An 18628-nucleotide genomic window follows, 5' to 3' on the forward strand; every position below is an offset into this window, starting at 1 on the left:
GCGGAATAGAAATAGGGAGTTGATATGCAGATTGTCGGGGGACAAGAATCTGGAAATAGTGTAAACAGCGGCTTTAAGACTGAGGTTTTAGGCTTTCTTGGTCATGGCGAAGGGCTTATTCCTTCACAAGATATTTTGACTAAGTTAGAGGTTGGTAAGGCTTATTACCAATTAGGAAAACTTCATTATGATAAAGCCGATCTTAATAAGGCCGAAGTAAACTTTTTAAAGGCCATCGACTGTGCTGAGTGTCCTCAGGATAATTATCGCGTTTTAAAAATTCTAAGTTTTCTTATTAGAATTGCTGCTGAAAAGCTTGAAGATGAAAAAGCCGCTAAGTATGTAAATCAGAGTGAGAATATCATTAATGACTTACAAGTAAACCTTGGTAGTCTTTCTGCTGAATACTTCTATTATGCAGGTTTAATCAAGTCGTATCGAAATGATTTTGCAGGTGCATTTAGCGACTTAGAGCTATCTTATAATAAATCTAAAGAAGAAAATGATCCTGATCTTCACTCAAAGTGTTTATTGGCCTTAGCTAATAATGCTTATAATAGAGGTGAATTCGACCTTTCTCTTGATTACATGGCCCAACTGGATAACTTATTAAAGATTATTAATAAGGAATATCTTGGTGGTTCGATGCATATGACTTATGGAAAAATCCTAATTGCTAAAGGTGATGTGGAGGCTTCTTTAAAGCACTTCAATCTTGCTAATATTACACTTCAGAATAAGAAGTGTTGGAATCTTTATGGTTATATTCTTTTAGGAATTGGTCAGGTTGAAAAAGTGAAGGGTGATTATGATAAAGCTACTCTTTACTATAACCTTGCAAAGCAAGCAGTTGATTCAACAACGTTTAAGCGTCTAACTAATGTACTTGATGCTGAAATTCATGAAGTTAATGATTCAAGTGTTGATATTTACCTTGATCGCAATAATAGAAAAGTGAAAGAAAAGAATATTGGTGTTATCGACTTTAAGCACCGTTTTGTTCTTCTTGAAATTCTATTCTTGTTAGCTAAGAACCGTGGTTCTTTTTATGACAAAGAAGATCTGGCACGTGAGATTTGGAAAGACGAGTACAATCCACTAATTCACGACAAACTTATTTATACGTCAATCTCTCGTCTAAGAAAGCTTATCGAGCCGAAAGACAATAGTAATACGAAGAGAAAGTACATTATCCGTGGTAAAGATGGATATACTTTCAACCCAGACGTTAAGATTCGTTATCAGATGGAGACAAAACTTACTGCAGGTAAAGCTGTAGCAAACGTTGACATTAGTTCTCCAGTTTAATTAGCATTATACTTAATGCGATTTATTCTAGTTTCAATATTTTTAATGAATACATGGGCCCTCAAAGATAGGGCCCTTTTCTCTGTAAATGGCCAAATCTATTTCGGTCAAAACACAAATGATCTTTTAAAAGCTTATAATCAAAGTTTGTGCCTGATAGGGAAAAAGAACTATATTGCTAAGTTAACTGGCCTAGCTCCTGCTCTTGAGCAAGTTACAATTGCGCCAGAGTCCCTTAATGCAAAACAGAAAGACTTAATAAAGAGAGTATTATTGCTCTCAAAGTCTATGGATTTAGAAAGTGAGTACGCTTCGTATCCAAAGTTTGGCACTTGTAAAATAAGTAAAGAGCTAACTAAAAAAGTGGTTCAGATTTATAACACAAATTACGAATTGAAGAAGAGATACCAAAATTTTCTAGAAACTCATAAATTAGATAATGGCCCTTATATAGAAGAGGAATATAAAGACTTCGTTTTAAAGAATGTTGACTCAAGGTTATTCTTATAAAGATGAAAGAATTCAAAATAGACTTAATAAGTAATATTGACGAAGAGATACTGTCGAATTTATGCGATTTTGAAGCTGCATTTTTCAAATGGCCTTGGTCAAAGGAAAATTGGCAACAATTGGCATCCTCTGGTCGAGACATTTCATGTATCTGGGCCGAAGATGATGAAGTTGTGGGAATTTGTGTGTTTGAGGTGAACCAACCAGATTTTTGTCATTTATACAAAATTATCGTTCACCCTGACTTTAGAAGACGCTCAATTGCCAAGAAGCTATTTGAAGACATGCTGAGTCATTGCAAGAGTGTTTTTAATGGCCAAATATTTCAAGTTTATCTTGAGGTGGAGGCTTCAAATGAGGGGGCCATCAGGTTTTATGAGAGATTGGGCCTTGAAAAAATTCATCTAAAGAAGAATTTCTATGCAGATGGGAGTAGTGCTGTTATAATGCAAGTAGTCGTAAGCTGAAGTTGTTTTCATAAGTTATCAATGACAAACCTTGACAAGATTTCAAAATCTTTGATAATTAATAAGTACTTAGAAATTAGAAAGTTTTTTTCAGGTTTTTGAGTAAATAACGATTAGTTAAATATTTAACAAGATATAATCGGGTAGACTTTTAGGGCTACCCTTTTTTTTTATTTTTATAGGCTTTTTTGTAAAAGCATATGGGATGCGTTTTAATGGATTTAGATATCTCTTATTCAGGTATGGAACAAAAATTTTTCGAACTTGCTACTGAAGTTGTAAGTGGGGAAGGTTACCTTCTTTATGATATGGAGTATATCAAAGGTTCTAAAACTTTACGCGTCTACATAATGAATAAAGAGACAAGAACAGCTGTAATCGAAGATTGTGTGAACGTTGACCGCGCTTTTAGTGAGCCAATGGAAGCACTTGATTGGATTCCAGATGATATTGTTCTAGAAGTTTCTTCTCCAGGAATGTTTAGAAAAATTAAAACAAGAGAGCACTTAGAGTTAAGTATCGGCGAGCGTATTCTTGTTCAACTTAATAAGAAATTTGGGGATCTTTTCCCAGGTGAAAAGTTTGATAAGAAAACAGCAAATGCTAAGAAAGTTATTTGTAGCTTAAATAGCTACGGAGACGACTATATCGACGTGACTCTCGATAGTGATTTTGATTTAAAATTAAACTTAAATGATATTAATAAGATCGCACTTGAACCAGAAGTGTAATTGTTTGAGGTGAAAAATGAGTTTCTCAGAATTAAGTAAAATTATTGATGTGTTAGGTAAAGACCGTGGTATCGATAAGGCCATTATCGTAAACGCAATTGAACAAGCTTTCTTAGTAACTGCTAGAAAGAAGTTTGGAATTCAAGGTGAATACGAAACTCGTTATAACGAAGATGACGATGATGTAGAGATCTTCCAATATAAAAACGTTGTAGATGAAGTAAGAGATTCAATTATTGAAATCAATCTAGGTGATGCTAGAGAGCTTGATGAAGATGTTGAAATCGGTGACCAATTAGGGATCAAAATTGAAAACCCTAACTTCACACGTGTTGACGTACAAACTGCGCGTCAGATTATTATGCAAAAAGTTCGCGATGCTGAAAGAGAAATCCTATTCTCTGAGTTTAAGCACAGACAAGGTGATCTTGTAACTGGTATCGTTAGAAGATATGAGCGTGGAAACGTGGTTGTTGATCTTGGGAAGGCCGATGCTGTTCTTTCAAGAAGAGAGCTAATTCCTGGTGAGCAATTTAACCCTGGTGACAGAGTACAAGCTTACTTAACTGAAGTAGTTATGACTAACCGTGGGCCAGAAATTAGACTTTCAAGAACTTCACCAATGTTCCTTGTTAAGCTTTTTGAAATTGAAGTTCCAGAAATTCAAGATGGAACAATTGAAATCAAATCAGCTGCACGTGAGCCAGGTCAAAGAGCTAAAATCGCTGTTCAATCAGTAGATAAAGATATTGATCCAGTTGGTGCTTGTGTTGGTATGAAAGGATCACGAGTTCAAAATATTGTTAATGAACTACAAGGTGAAAAAATTGATATCGTAAGATGGAATGATGATCTAGCTACATTTGCTATTGCAGCTCTTGCTCCATCTGAAATTGAAAATATTTCTATTGATCACGATTCAAAATCAATGGACGTAATCGTAGAAGAAGATCAGCTATCACTTGCTATTGGACGTCGTGGACAAAACGTTCGTCTTGCAGCAATGCTATCTGGTTACAATATTAACATTATCTCGAAGTCTAAACTTCAAGAAAAAGTTAATAAGTCAGTTGAGAACTTACTTCAAATCCCATCGGTTACAGATGCAATGGCACAAGTACTTGTACAAAATAGCATCATGGCAATTGGTGACTTCATGGCAACTCCTGCGGATGAAATTGCTACTATGACTGGTGTTGATGCTGCTACAGCACAAACTGCAATTGATGAAGCTGCAAAGTTAGTTGAAGAAGGAACAATTGAGCTTCAACCAGAAGGTGAAGAAGAATTAGTATCTGCTTCTGCAGTTCCTAAGTACCTAGGTATTATTAATAAAGAAGGTGCTGAGCAGGAAGATGAAGGTTCAGACAAATTTAATGAAGCAGAAAGAAGATTAAGAGAAGAATTAGCTGCATTTAAAATTAAGTAATTTTAAAATAGAAAAGTGTAGTCATACTACGGAGATAAAATGCCTAAGAAAATATTTGAATTGGCCAATGAACTCGGAAAGAAGCCATTAGACCTCGTAGAAGAGCTGAAGTCACACGGATTCTCAGTAAGAAACCACATGTCGGTATTATCTGATGAAGATATTACTAAGTGGGAATCACTTACTGGAGGAAGTGCTGGAGATGCACCTGCTGAGAAGGCGACAAAGAAGAAAACGGTCAAAAAGAAAGCTGCAAAAAAGGCGACTGTAAGAAAGAAGTCTGCGGCACAAGCTGACGATGATAGTGAGGAAGATAAACCTGCTAAGAAGACAGTTACTCGTAAGAAGAAGACTGTTGTACGTCGTAAAGCTTCATCAAAATCTTCGGAGGCAACTTCTGATGATGAAAACACTGAAGCTATTGTTGAATCTTCTGAAGATATTGAAGTAAATGCAGAAGAGACTGTAAGTACTCCTGTTGCTGAAGAAGCTCACGCTCCTGAAGTAGAGGAAGAAAAAGAAGTTGAAGCTAAGGAAGCAAAAGAAGAAGTTGCTGTCGAGGCTAAGACTGAAGAGAAAAAAGCTTCTGAAGAAAAAGAAGAGAAGAAAGAATCGACGACTCTAGATGGAAAGCCATTTGGTCTAAGAATTGTTTCAGCTCCAACTAAAGAAGATAAAGAGAAAGCTGCTGCTCGCAAGGCAAAGAAAGCTGCTACTAAGGACGAAGAGGTTCAAGATGATATCAACACTAAAGCAGGTGTTGTTGAAGGTGATGAAGATCGTACAGCTAAGAAGGATAAAAATCGTCTAAGTGGTCTTGCTTCTATGTTAAGTGCTAAGAAGACGGTTAACCGTTCACAAGCCCTTAACGAAGAACGTGCAACTTCAGAGCTTAAGTCTTACTCTTCACTTCAAGGTACTGGACGCCCAATGTATACTCAAGTTAAGAGAAAGCGTCAGTACTCAGGACCTTCGAAATCAACTGAGATTACAGAAGTAAAAGAAGCAAAGAGAATTATTAAGCTTCACGGTGGTGCTTACGCTGAGCAATTAGCGAAGAAGCTATCTATTAAGCTTAAAGATATGATCGATAAGTGTCTTGACCTAAATCTACTTGTTAGAAATGGTGACTATATTGGTCTTAAATTAGCGGGACAAATTGCGTCTCTTTACGATTATAGAGTAGAGGATCAGACTTTTGATGAGGATGCGGCACTTGGGAAAGAATCTCTTTCTGAAGAGCAACTAAATAAGCTTCCACTTCGAGCTCCTGTTATTACAATTATGGGTCACGTTGACCACGGTAAAACAACTCTACTAGATTATATTAGAAATGAATCGATTGCTGCTGGCGAAGCTGGTGGGATCACTCAGCACATTGGAGCTTACTCGGTAGATGTTAAAGACTCTAAGCTTACTTTCCTAGATACTCCAGGTCACGCGGCCTTTGGTGCTATGAGACAGCGTGGTGCTGATATTACAGATATTGTTATTTTAATTGTTGCTGCTGATGATGGTGTTATGCCTCAGACTGTAGAGTCAATTAAATACATTCAATCTGCAGGTAAGCCTTTAATTGTAGCGGTTAACAAAATGGACCGTGAAGGTGCTAACCCAGATCGTATTAAACAAGCTCTAACAGAATTTAATATCACTCCTGAGGAATGGGGTGGGGAAACTCAATTCTGTCATATTTCTGCACTTAAAGGTGATGGAGTTGATGAACTTCTTGAAGCAATTGCACTTCAAGCTGAAATCATGGAGCTTAGAGCTGAACCTAAAGGGCCAGCTGAAGGTGTTGTTATTGAATCAAGAATTGAGCACGGACGTGGTCCTGTTGCAACTGTTCTTGTTCAAACAGGGACACTTAAAAAAGGTGACTCAATTGTTGTTGGAGAAACTTTTGGACGTGCAAGAAGTTTAACTGACCATAAAGGTGTTCAACATAATAAAGTTGGGCCTTCGATGCCAGTACAAATTATTGGACTTGCAGAAGCGCCATCTCCAGGAGATAGCCTAAACGTTGTTAAAAACGAAAGAGAAGCAAAGAAGATTGCTCAAAACCGTATTGATGAAAGAATCAGAATTGAAACTGCAGCTCAGACTCAAGGGCCAAAAGTTTCTCTTGAAGACTTCTTTGCAACTGCTGTATCAGATGAGGGACAAAAGAAAGATCTTAACCTTATCATTCGTTCAGATGTTCAAGGATCTTTTGAAGCGATTAAATCTGCTATTGAAACAATTTCAAATCCAGAGGTTGAAGTTAAAGTTATTCGCGGTGGTGTCGGTCAAATTAGTGACTCAGACATTGAACTGGCAAATACTTCGGGTGCCTTTGTTCTTGGATTTAATATGAGACCATCAACTTCTGCACGTAAGCTTTCTGAGCAGTATGGAATTGATGTTAAGACTTACTCAATCATCTATGAACTAATCAATGATGTGAAACTAGCTGTTGAAGGTCTTCTCGATCCTGAGTTTACTGAAGAGTACATCGGGCGCGCGGAAGTACGTGATACATTCTCTGTTCCTAAAGTTGGAACAATTGCTGGTTCAATTGTTGTTGATGGTGCTATCCAAGTTGGTTGTAACGTACGTCTTCTTAGAGAAGGTAAGATCATGTTTGATGGTAAGATGTCTTCTCTTAAGAGATTTAAAGATGATGTTAAAGAAGTTAAAAATGGTTACGAATGTGGTGTTGGCCTAGAAAATTACAACGATGTAAAAGTTGGCGACCTATTCGAAGCATATAAACTGAAAGAAAAGAAACGTAAGCTTGAGGATGTTTTAACAGCAGACTCACCAATTCTTTAATTCGGTTGGAGATGTCATGAGTGGCAATAAGAAAAAACTTCAATATGAAGAACAAATTAAAAATGAAGTAAATCAATTACTTCGTCGTGGACTAGATAACTCTGCGTTCACATTTTGTTCGATTACTAAGGTTGAGATAAGCCCAGACTTTTCTACGGCAAAGTTATATTGGGATACATTCGATCCTTCTAGAAGAGGTGATATTGCTAAGGCGATGGATACTTCTCTAGGTAAAATTAGAAGTCACCTTGCTAAGACTTTACAAGTAAGACACACACCTTCATTAACTGCTGAGTATGACTCGCAATTTGAAGATGAGCAGGAAATTGAAAAACTACTGCAATCTGAAAAAGATAAAGGAAAGTCTTTCTAATGGCTTCAAGAAATAAGAAATTTAAGGGCCCAATCTTTGGGCCTTTCTTTTTTAAAGTTGATAAACCAAAAGGGATAACTTCCTTTGATGTTATTAGGCGCTTTAAAAAAAACCTTCCTAAAAATATTGGTAAGATCGGACATTTTGGAACTCTTGATCCATTTGCAACTGGTCTACTTGTTATTGGTATTGGACCTGCAACAAGATTAAATCAATACACTCAAATTGATTCTAAAGAGTATATTGCGACAGGAATTCTTGGTGTTAATTCTCCAACAGGTGATTTTGATACTGAAGAAGGTACAATTGAAGAATTAGAGTTTTCTGACGTAAGCTTCGATGAGGTAAAGAGTCAGCTTGAAACTTTTATTGGTCCGTATATGCAAAGCCCTCCCGCTTTCTCAGCAACTAAGCACGAAGGCAAGGCGCTTCATGAGTGGGCACGAGAAGGTGTCTTTATAGAAAAGCCACCTGTTGAGCGAACAATTCATGAAATTGAACTATTAGAGGTTCAGGGCCGTAAGATCGTCTTTCGTGTTTGTGTTTCTTCTGGAACTTATATCCGAGTTCTCTTTGATGACCTTGCTAAGAAATTAGGAACAAGAGGTGCTCTGGAAGACTTAAGACGAACTAATTCAGCAGGAATTGATTTAGAAAATAGTATTGATTTGGCAATCTTTGATGATGAAAATTTCAGTGCTAATGATTTTTTATTGAACTATACAAATCCGATAACTGAACTTATTGGATTTGAAAAAATAGAATTAGACGAGGCCATGAGCCTACGTTTTGTTAATGGCCAAACATTAAAAATGGATGTGGCCGATGGCCACTATTGGATGAGATCGCAAAATCAAACACTTGGACTCGCGGTCGCTAATGGTGGACTACTTAAGAGTTGCGTGGGCTTTAGTCCAGCTGCGTTAGATAAAATCGATTTAACTATGTGTAATTCCTTAGACGAATAATTTTAATTCGTGCTATACTCTAGGAAATTACAAGTGAAATTTAAGGAGATAAAGTGAATACTACTTTAATTGCATTAGCCATTGCATTATTAGTTGTAACAGGGATGGTTGTCCAACTAGGTGTTTTAAGCCTTCTTTCAGGTTCATTCTTCTTCCTATTTGGGAAGTCGAAGTTTGAAGTTCTAAAATCTTCAGATGATGAAAGTTTTGCTTTTGGTTACCGTTGGAATAATTCTAGGCAGCCTGCTAAGTTTAACCACGTTACGGTAAGGCTATTCAACCCATTTGGTAAGAAAACTCAAGTAACTGTTTCAAGTGACTTTGCTGTTCAAGATTCTGACTTTGGTATTGAAGTTAAAATGGGACCGGCTTTTAAAGATATTTTAGAGCTTGAAAACCTTGATTCTTCAACAGTTGAAATCGAACTTAAGTCTAAAGACGGTGTTACTCAATCTCGCACAATGAAGGGACGCAAGTTTATTGAAGCATTCCGTGGTGCTGAAAATACTGTTGAAACATTTAATGAAAAATATGGTTACGTAAAACCAAAGATGTTTTATCACCAAACAACTCGTTCATTTATTGCAGATGCCATTCCACAAGGTGATATTCCTGTAGGACTTAGAATTTCTGCAAACCCACAGTTTGCTGGTGAATTCGCTGGTGCTGCTGGTGCAGGAGCTCCTGCTCAAGAAAACTTTGCTGTTTCTAAGGTATGGATTGAAGAAGGTTGTATTGTTTGTAACGCTTGTGAAGGTATTTACCCTGAAGTATTCGAAGTTACAGATACTAACTGTGTGATTCGTCCAGATGCGCCACTTGATAACGGACTTTTAATTCTTGAAGCTGCTGAAGCTTGTCCAACTGAAGTTATCAAATTCAATAAAGCATAATTCAGATTTTAAATTTTGATATAAATAAGGCCCTCGAAAGAGGGCCTTGTTGTTTCTATTTTCTGTTATAATTATTAAATGGAAGTAGATAAATATTCAACACTCTTATCTCCTGTTGATAACGAGCATTTTAAACGCCGTTTTTTCTTAACTGGAGAACCAATTAACGAATCCCTTATAACCAATGTTTTCTTTGTTCCAAGGGCCGGTGACAAGTGGCTATACCTTGTTAAAGACAGTGGTAAGCTTGACTATCCTGGAGGAGAATTAAGAGAAGGGGAAAGCGTTATTTTTGGTTTAGAGCGAATGCTAGGTCTTGAACTTGGCATTAGTATGAAAAGTATTAACAAACTTGGGCATTGGATCTTAGAAGATAAATACGAGACGCCCTTGCGAGAGCATTTTTCTCATCCTATCTCAGCTGCTGTCGTTTTCACTGGAGATGCAAATTTCGTTAACTCTAATAATTTAAAATCAGCTACCACTGAAGAGGTTTGCCGACTTCTAAAGTCAGAAAACCGCCATTTACAAGCAGATATTTACTTAGCATGCGCTGAGTATTTAGAGTCTTTGGATTAGTTTAAGACGAAGGGGATACATGAATAGAATTACTCTAAGATATTTAACTCATGAGGATAAGGATGAATTCTTTGCTGCTTTCCATGAGGACTGGGAGAACAATTTTGACTTTGTTCATTACTGGGAAACTCTAGCTAATAGAGAGTTTGAGAAATATGTTTCGATAGCTCCGGAGTTTGCAAGGGGAATTCATATTCCAAAAGAGCACGTAGCTGCCGCATTACTTTTTGCCTTCAACGAGGACGGGAGAATTGTAGGCCGTACATCAATTCGTTTTGAATTAAACGATCATCTTTTAAAGGTTGGTGGCCATATTGGTTATGGAGTATGCCCCAATTTCCGCCGTCAAGGATATGCGACTAAAATTCTTGCTGAGTCCTTAAACTACGTTAGGGCCAATATTAAGGGCCTTAAAAAGGTTCTTGTTACTTGTGATGAAGGTAATATTGGATCTGAGAAGACAATTCGTAAAAACCGTGGCCAGCTTGAGAATGTTATTGAGGTTGATGGTGTTAAGAAGATGAGGTTTTGGGTCGAGTTGTAATTTTTTAGGGACTTTAATTCAATGAGTAGTAGTGTGGTCTTTGAAGTTGGTTACCCGAAGGCTCCCTTTATGTTCAGGAAGAATTGTATGCCTGCGAGAGGCAGGAGCCGAAGCAGGCCATGGTCGCCTCTGGGTTGTTCGGCATCATTTTGCCATCGTGTTTTTAAATTATAACATTCTTTAATTCAATGAGTAAGTAGTGTGGTTTTTGAAGTTGGTTACCCGAAGGCTTCCTTTGTGGTCGCCTCTGGGTTGTTCGGCATCATTTTGCCATCGTGGCAAATGACGCCTCCAAAAAAAGAAACCCGCCTGGACAGGGCGGGTTTCAAATTTAAGAACAATTTATCGGTAGATGGTTCGGATTATTTTCCTTCCATCGGATTAATTAGTCTGAAGTATAATCCAAGAAGTTTTACGTTTCTCTTCATATCTCCGTAGAAGCTATCTACATCTTTAGTAACTTTCATTTTCGTCATCGCTTCACCAACAAGCTGATCCATTTGCTGAATCTGAGCGAAGCTGTTTTCTTGGATATCTCTTAAGAAAACATCTCCTAACTTGATTTGCTCGTTATTATTTAGACCTTGGATGATCTTTGTAATAACTGGTGCGAATAGCTCAACTTGACCTTGCTCGTTCACAGAAGGCATTGAAAAGTTGTTCAGAAGGTTAGTGATCTTATTGTCTAAGTAAGTATCCTTGTTTCCAGTCTTTGCCATTTGAATCATATCAACTGTTGAACAGTATTGCTCAGAAAGACGACATGCTTCAGCTTCAAAAGCGATTGGAGCGATTGCCTGGCTAAGTACTTGGTTAATGTATTCAAGTGACACACCTTCAAGACCAATCTCATTCATCATTGTTGTAAATTGTGCTGATACAAAGTATGAACCAGCTTGTTTTACAAGTGCTCTTTGAGCAAGGAATCCTGCAATCATCTCTTTTTGATTTTGTGAAGCAAGAAGAGCGTTGATCTGAGCGAAGTATTTCTCCATCTCTGATTTAATTGCTGTTGCATCACCAAGAGCTGCTGCCATATCAAGCTCTGTCTTTTGAGCTTTCATTGTATCTTCAGTTGCACCTTGTGCCGCTGGAGTTTGAGCAAGTTGAAGTCCTGCGATTTGTGCCTGCTCCCATTCTTTAAAGAATGTTGACCAACGCTCATCGTGAGAGATTAACTGCATCATACTCGCTTTCTTAATAACGTTACCAGCTACATATGAATCTTGTGCGTAAGGTACATATGCTTTTCTGATATCAGTTTTCTCTGCTACATAATCCTCTGGGATTTGGTAAGTTTGCCCTTCGTGCTCAAAAGTCTCAGTAAGTAGGTCGTTTTGAGAAATGTGGTTTACCCAAAATGCACGAGCAGGGTTAGCAGTTTGTTCAAAAGTATCAATGTTACCGTAAACTAGACCACCGATAGCAGCATAGTTAGTTTCAACTTCACCAACTTCAACTTTAAAAGCTCCGTTAGTTAGTGGGATATTACGTCCAGTTTCTGGGTCATATACTAGTGGTGTAACTTGACCAGAAAGAACTTCTCCAATTGTTGATTGTACAATTGAATCTTTAATATCAATTCCAAATAGGTACTGCTCTAGTAACTGGTATGGAATTCTTAAAGAGTTTGAACGGTACTTATAAGAGTACGACTCTGACTCTGTAAGTGCTACAAGAGCTGCAGCCTTATCATATTCAACACCACGGTTTTTAGCTCTGTATGAATCACTATCTAGTGAGATTGCCTCATTCCACTTAGTTTCAACAACCATTGGTTTTTGCGTTGCTACTTGTAGAACTGTTCCATCTTCAGCTGTTACTTCAGTTTGAGATGGTACAAGAGTCGAAACAAATCTCTTGTTTCTTTGTGCTTCAGTATCAAGTCCAGCACCTGGAGTGATATCTGGAGTTGCAACTACCGACTGTAGGAAGAATAGTGATTTAATTACACCATTAACTAGGTCGTTAGTTGTTGCATCATGAGTTGCTTGATCTGCTTGAGAGTACAACTCTGGAGTATAAATTAGGTGGTAGAATACCTCTTCATTCATCATTCTTAGCTTGTAGAACTTGTCCATTAGCCAACCAAATGCTGCTCCACCGTAGAATTCCTTACGCTTACCTGGGAAGTAGATATACTCATACATCTGACGGTAGTCTGCAATTTGGTAATCTACGATTTCTTCAAAAGATGAACCAAAGTCGTGTCTGTTACACTGAGGAGAGTTTCCAGCGTCCTCATCTGAACAGAATCTAATTCTCTTAAGACCAGCTTCCGCCATAAGTCTATGCTTAGAGATATTTGATGGGTTTCCATTTTCTCCAACTAGTGCATCAACAACATCTTTAATTCTTACTAGGTGATAGTATAGACCTGGTTCGAATTCAGACTCTACAGAAGATACCTTAACGTCAACACCGTTGATCTCTACAGATTTCTTTCTTGAGTTTGTGTAACCTTCAAGTTCAACCATCCCTGTATAAGCTGCACGTAGTGCGTATACATCGTATGGAGCTAGACCATCGTAAGTAGCGTGGTCATCAATTGTATAATCCATAACAGAAGATGAAGTTCTCTTAGTTTCTTTTTCTCCTGGGAATACCCAGTTCTTCTTATCAAATGATCCAACGAAGTTGTGACGTAGACCAAGGTTGTGTCCAATTTCGTGAGCAAGAGTCGGCATCCAAATATCAATTAGGATATCGTTCTTACCTTCGTCTGTTTGTGCCATCTTTAGAACATCGTAGTTCTTAGCAAGATTACTTAGAGCAAACTCAGCTGTTTCGTGGTTACAAATTGGGTTTTTATTACCTTTTGCATCGTACTCCATTGAGTGCTTGATCTTCGCTTGAAGGGCCTCAATTGAGTTGTCACCATGAATCGCAGCTTGTAGTGCAACATCATCTTTATTAGCAATTGCTTGCCAAGCAGCATGTACTGCTTTTGCTTCTTTTTGGTTAGCTCTTGTGAAGTTAGAAAGAACTTCATCTTTATCAAATGAGCTAGCTCTAAAGTCGTTCTTCATTAGACGGTGAGCATCTTTGATTTTCCCCATCTGTGAAGCGATATTTGGACGCTTAATTGTGTTAAGTAGGCTGCTCTTTAAGTTAGTATGAGCAACACCATGACGGTGAGATTTCATCTCAGCTTTCTTTGTGCTTTGAGATACTGTTTCACCTTCAATTTCAACTTCAACTTCATCAGAGTCAGCAACTTGTGTATTTTGTCCTGCCGCTTGAGTCTTTGCCTTGTGCTCAGCTAGAGCATCTTCAATAGCTTTCTTATTAAGCTCATCAGCAAGGTTTTTAAGCTCTTTAGTTGGAGTAATATTCTTAACAAAGTTCTTCTCTGCGATGGCCTTATCAACCATCCAGTTAATTGAAGACTTCATGTTACCACCGTATAGGTAAACAGAAGCTGATTCAACAACACCATTTCTTGGGTTAAATGACGGTCCACCAAGTCCAATGATTGAACTTGAAGTTGCTTTTTCTACCCAGTAGATGTGGTTACGTTGTAGATCACCAAGGTGAGTTTTTTCTACTACCTCGATATTTACTGAACGTGACTCACCATCAAGATTGTGAGTAAGAGAAAGATTCTTCGTTCCTGCTGGAATTGAATCATCTTTTTCTATTTTTAGAGTGATAATATCACCACGTCCTTCATATTGTGTACCTTTGAAAGCACGCTTGAAGCCTAGGTTGATATCATCAACAACTTTTTGAGAAGAAACGATAATCTTATTTCTTAAATCAAGTTCTGTTTGAGTCAGTTTTCTAATTAGCTTCCCATCTTTATCATATTTATTTGATGGAATACCTGTAAGTACGTACTCGATATTTTTACCATTTCTGATATCAAATACCATTGGTAGGTCTACTGTTGTATCAAAGTCACGAGTTTGCTCAGTGTATCCTTTTGGTACTAGCTTAGAACCAGTGAATAGACCAAAGTTAAACTTCTTTTGTACTTCGTAAGAAAGGTTTTGCTCTGGTTCTTCGAACTCTTGATTATACTTCATGAAAGTAGTTCTTTCTTTGAAAGTCATCGTTTCATTCTGTTGTCCCCAGTAATCTCCACCGAAGTCAGCACAGTTAAAGAAGTTTCCTTTCTTATAAGTTGATTGAGTAGAGAAGTTAAGGAATTCATCTCTTCCGTCAACTACTTGTACGATGTCACTTACTTCTGTAAGACCATGGGCCTTACCTCCACCACATACGCTCATTAGGTAAGGGTCTAGTGACGTAAGAACATCACCAATTTGATCGTTTCCAAGATTAACTACTGCAATTGCTCTTTCATCATTGTGACTAGCTGGAACGTAAACGATTCCACCTTTGTCATTCTTACTTTCACGGAAGTATTCTGCTTCAAAAGCTAGTAATGGTTCAGTGTCAAGATCAGTTGATCCTGTCTTATCAAGTAGTGGTCTTGATCTTTTTACTAGAACACGATCTGGCTCAAAGTGGAACTTAACGATTTCAACGTGGAAAGTCGCTTTAGAACCTGCAAAACTGTAGTTAAAGATATTTGGAGAGTCTTCTAATACTCTTCTAAAAGTGAATTCTTGATTCTTAAATTTTTCAAGTTTTAGCCAAGCTGTCGATAGCTCTTCTCTGATCTCAGTTGGGTAAATCTCTTCTGGTTGAGAGTCTTTTTCTAGTTGAATGAATTTTGCATCTTCTGCAACTGTACTAGAAGAGATTTTCGTCTCAGCTAGGATCTCATCATTATCATCGATATCGTACTTGAATTTAACGTACTTAATTTTTTCAGAAATTTCTGAACGTAGGAAACAGTTATCAAGAGCGATTCTAGCTCTCTTTGCTGTATCAGCGTCACATCTAGAAAATAGTAGGTTAAATCTTTCTGCACGAACTAATTTTTCTTCGTTATCAGTTAGGTCTTCTTTCTTGATAACACGAGCAAAGTAAGCTTTGCTTTCATTGTCATCAAGAATAACCTTGATTAGATCCTTGTTTTCAAAAATATGACCATCATGCTTTGACGTTGTGAAAGCATTTTCGTTATTAAGGATTCGGTCTTCAAGTTGTCCTACTGTGAATAGGTTATTTTCAACTTTATCACGACGGTAGATTGTCGCGATTTCTTTTTGATCCATTCCGAAAACACCTGTGTAAGTTCTGTTTTCGATTAGGTAGTCAACTTTATAGTGAGTTGATTCCGAACGGTCCTTCTCAACATATCTGATATGTCTTGTTTTCTCATCAAGATCATTCTTTACATTTTCTCTTTGGTAGAAATCAACACCGTATTGAAATAATGGAATACGATCAAGCTTTGAAGCTTTAACTGGAAGAACATCGCGAATGATTTTATTAGAAGCGCTAAGAGTTTGTGCACTAGCATTTACTGGAGCGATATACGCTACTAGGTAGTTTGTCGTAAGATCAAATGTAATCTCAAACTTCTGACCTTCTTTTTCTGCGAAAATAAGAAGATCTTTTACAAGAACATTATAAGTCTTATCATTAGAACTAACGATTTGAGTTGAGTAAAGAGTCTTTGCTTCACTTCCAACACTTGTGTCGATTAGGTCTGTTGAAATTCTGTTTTTAGAAAGCTCTTCTTGAGTCGCAACTGCTTTTGATTCAATAACTAGCTTAGCTGAAGTAACAGAGTTCTTAGTACGGTAACTTTCTTGTGCAAAATCAGGCTCTTTGTCCGGAAGAGTCTTTGCACAACTTGAAAGGATCGCTGCCAATGCGAAAGCATGTGTAAGGCCTCTGAGCATTCCAAACTTGTTTTCATTTTTGATTTTCATTTTTTCTTCTACCTTTGTTCTTTTTGTCATTTGTTCTTCTTTCTCTTTGTCTTCGTTATGTGTGTTCTATATTTTTATTGTTAGTGATGCATAAACTGATGAATCTCTTTCATCAAATAGGTCGATCTCAACCTTCTTCCCATCAGGTGATAGGGGAGTTCCTCCAAATTCATGACCTACCTCTAGGTTGTATTTAGGGCCAAAGCTATAGCCAATAGCCTGTGAGAACGAATAAGCATCTTTTGTATTATTCTGGTATGTCCAACCCTTCATATACGTTCCTCCAAGTGATAGGTATAGCGCATCCGACACGCTGTATGTCAGATATGCAACTGATGAAAGACTATATGAAGTATTTGAGCTTCCAGTCATTGTTGTTTCATACTCATGGAAGTTCTTGGATGCACCAAGAATAACTAATGCAGATAGGTCCTTAATCCCAATAACACTATCGGCTATTGATAGGCCTTCACTTAAGCTAATTCCTGCTTGAAGCTTAGAATATTTTCTAGAAACCTTACTTGTTGGAAGTTTTAACGATGCCGTACCAAATGAAACAACACCATCAAATGGCTGAGAAGCCTTTCTAGTAAAGGATACTGACGTATCGCTGATTCTACTTTTTCGCTCATCAACAAAGTCTTTTGATACTGTTGTTTTAGCGGCGAAACTACCTTTATCTGTAATAATATTGAAACGAAATGAGTTATACATTCCACTATAGTGGCCTGCCTCAGATGTCTTTAATAAATCTCTTGAAACTGTCGTATCAACTCTAGCTGACCAATTTCTAGTCGCACCTGGTGCTTTTTTGACACCCTGGATATTACTAGTGCTACTTTGGGCAACAACAGATGTTGTTGTAAGCGCAAGTAAAATTAATGAGATACACTTAAATGGTGTCACTCTGTCTCCTTTTTTCGTTCCTGAAAATGAAATTCGTTCAATACTTGATGCAAATGGTATGCCATTTGTTCATCTTCGGACGAGTTCGCATTTGAAGTAAATATATAACAATAGGGGTACGAAGACGCTGACTTTGGAAAATCTACAGGGTTGTTTAGGGAGTTGACGATTTTTGAGGGAAGTATAAAGGGAGGCCGTGGGACGGCCTCCGATTACACCTAGGCCCAAAAGAGAGAGGGATTATGAGGGATATTGGGGCCTAAATGATATTTATACCAAAATATAAACATGGGCGCCGCAACGCAGCACTCTCATTTTGAATATGCCTTATTAACGGATTTAGCGCTATCGAAGATAAGTTAATTTTGTTTAAGAAGAGTAAATTAACCTTTAGAGGAATCGTTTCAGAATTCCTGATGTGATCATTTCTTTGAATCCGACTTCATTTTCTTGCCACACTTCTTCAACAGTTACACCAGTGTCTACTGTTGGGCATTCAAATGTAAGTACAGGTGCTCCAAGCTCAACACTTCCGTAAGTTCCGAGTGAGCCAGGAGTTGGGTAGCCGATATCATCTGCAATTGGATAATTATTGTGTTTGGCCAAAAGCTGCGCAACATCCTTACAGTCACCATTGTAATTTACAATTGGTTTCCATGAGTGAATTGATAAAATAAAGGCCGGAGGATACTCATTAAAGAGCTTATTTAGGAATTGGTTTTCAGGCTCACTTAATGGAGCACTTCCTGGATTGTACTTATCTTCTTCGAATTCACTTTCCCAGCTTTGAGTAGGTAAGTTTCGATTAAGATCAACACCATTAGCATTAACGCGCGTTCCTGCATTAACACCATCTTTATTGACAATAGGAATAACGACTAGAGGTAGATCTGTCTCAACCTCAGTCTTAAGCCATGAAAAGATTTCTTTTAGGCAGTGAACTCCCTCGATTTCATCTCCATGAACTCCTGCCATCAGATAGATATAGCGAGGTGAATCAACTTTATTTTTAAAAGCTTCGATTTCAAGGTTGTTAACTGTTTTTCCAGACTCTAGTTTAATAAATTCCATAAAGAAATTGTGGTGGAAGTTTCCTTTTTTGTAAATGAAGTTTTATACTTATGACTTTAAAAAGGAATACTTAAGTAATGAAAAAGAAAAACATACTAAAAACTTTAGAATATTTAGAAAGTGTACTTGATACACAAGATGATCATGATGCAATTGCTCAGCTTCGCGAAAGCGTCGAGCTCCTTGAGGATGTCGATAATGGCGTTGCAAGTGGCAATGGACACTTCAGTATACCAATGGAGG

General features: G+C 37.6%; 14 protein-coding genes. 11 read left to right on the forward strand and 3 right to left on the reverse strand.

Annotated features, from left to right (window positions below):
- The first annotated feature begins 24 nt into the window (after nt 1-24).
- From ACMAYS_RS00145 to ACMAYS_RS00195, 11 genes are all read left to right on the forward strand, one after another.
- Nucleotides 25-1308, forward strand: a complete 1284-nt coding sequence (locus tag ACMAYS_RS00145; RefSeq protein WP_392992240.1) for a winged helix-turn-helix domain-containing protein — start codon at nt 25-27, stop codon at nt 1306-1308.
- A 15-nt stretch (nt 1309-1323) separates the two neighbouring features.
- On the forward strand, nt 1324-1818 hold the full coding sequence (locus ACMAYS_RS00150; RefSeq protein ID WP_412462502.1) for a hypothetical protein: 495 nt from the start codon (nt 1324-1326) through the stop codon (nt 1816-1818).
- A gap of 2 nt (nt 1819-1820) precedes the next feature.
- Nucleotides 1821-2285 (forward strand): GNAT family N-acetyltransferase, encoded by a 465-nt coding sequence (locus ACMAYS_RS00155; RefSeq protein ID WP_412462503.1) that lies wholly within the window; start codon nt 1821-1823, stop codon nt 2283-2285.
- Between the two features lie 215 nt (nt 2286-2500).
- A complete protein-coding gene (gene rimP, locus ACMAYS_RS00160; RefSeq protein ID WP_392992236.1) occupies nt 2501-3016 on the forward strand; it encodes a ribosome maturation factor RimP in 516 nt (171 codons plus the stop codon).
- Nucleotides 3017-3032: 16 nt separating this feature from the next.
- Nucleotides 3033-4445, forward strand: coding sequence for a transcription termination factor NusA (nusA, locus tag ACMAYS_RS00165; RefSeq protein WP_103216983.1), 1413 nt, complete (start codon nt 3033-3035; stop codon nt 4443-4445).
- Nucleotides 4446-4484: 39 nt separating this feature from the next.
- Nucleotides 4485-7259, forward strand: coding sequence for a translation initiation factor IF-2 (gene infB / locus ACMAYS_RS00170; RefSeq protein ID WP_103216984.1), 2775 nt, complete (start codon nt 4485-4487; stop codon nt 7257-7259).
- A gap of 16 nt (nt 7260-7275) precedes the next feature.
- Nucleotides 7276-7632: a 30S ribosome-binding factor RbfA gene (gene rbfA / locus ACMAYS_RS00175; protein WP_103216985.1), complete on the forward strand. Its 357-nt coding sequence runs from the start codon at nt 7276-7278 to the stop codon at nt 7630-7632.
- On the forward strand, nt 7632-8600 hold the full coding sequence (truB, locus tag ACMAYS_RS00180) for a tRNA pseudouridine(55) synthase TruB (RefSeq protein ID WP_412462504.1): 969 nt from the start codon (nt 7632-7634) through the stop codon (nt 8598-8600). Before rbfA ends, truB begins: the two co-directional genes overlap by 1 nt.
- A gap of 53 nt (nt 8601-8653) precedes the next feature.
- A complete protein-coding gene (locus ACMAYS_RS00185; protein WP_199177516.1) occupies nt 8654-9493 on the forward strand; it encodes a ferredoxin in 840 nt (279 codons plus the stop codon).
- Between the two features lie 78 nt (nt 9494-9571).
- The gene (locus ACMAYS_RS00190; RefSeq protein ID WP_392992230.1) at nt 9572-10072 is read left to right on the forward strand and encodes a hypothetical protein; all 501 of its coding nucleotides are present in this window, start codon (nt 9572-9574) and stop codon (nt 10070-10072) included.
- Nucleotides 10073-10091: 19 nt separating this feature from the next.
- On the forward strand, nt 10092-10616 hold the full coding sequence (locus ACMAYS_RS00195) for a GNAT family N-acetyltransferase (protein ID WP_412462505.1): 525 nt from the start codon (nt 10092-10094) through the stop codon (nt 10614-10616).
- A gap of 362 nt (nt 10617-10978) precedes the next feature.
- On the opposite strand, the gene ACMAYS_RS00200 is transcribed toward ACMAYS_RS00195, so the two are convergent.
- The 3 genes from ACMAYS_RS00200 to ACMAYS_RS00210 form a co-directional block, all read right to left on the reverse strand.
- Entirely contained in the window at nt 10979-16438 is a 5460-nt protein-coding gene (locus tag ACMAYS_RS00200; protein WP_412462506.1) for a zinc-dependent metalloprotease, read from the reverse strand.
- 36 nt (nt 16439-16474) lie between these two features.
- Nucleotides 16475-17314, reverse strand: coding sequence for a hypothetical protein (locus ACMAYS_RS00205; protein ID WP_103216990.1), 840 nt, complete (start codon nt 17312-17314; stop codon nt 16475-16477).
- A 390-nt stretch (nt 17315-17704) separates the two neighbouring features.
- Nucleotides 17705-18385 carry a M14 family murein peptide amidase A gene (locus tag ACMAYS_RS00210; protein ID WP_412462507.1) on the reverse strand — a complete coding sequence of 227 codons (681 nt, stop codon included), beginning with the start codon at nt 18383-18385 and terminating at the stop codon, nt 17705-17707.
- Nucleotides 18386-18628: the final 243 nt, after the last annotated feature.

Source organism: Halobacteriovorax sp. RT-2-6 (assembly GCF_047085025.1).
Taxonomy (GTDB): Bacteria; Bdellovibrionota; Bacteriovoracia; order Bacteriovoracales; family Bacteriovoracaceae; genus Halobacteriovorax_A.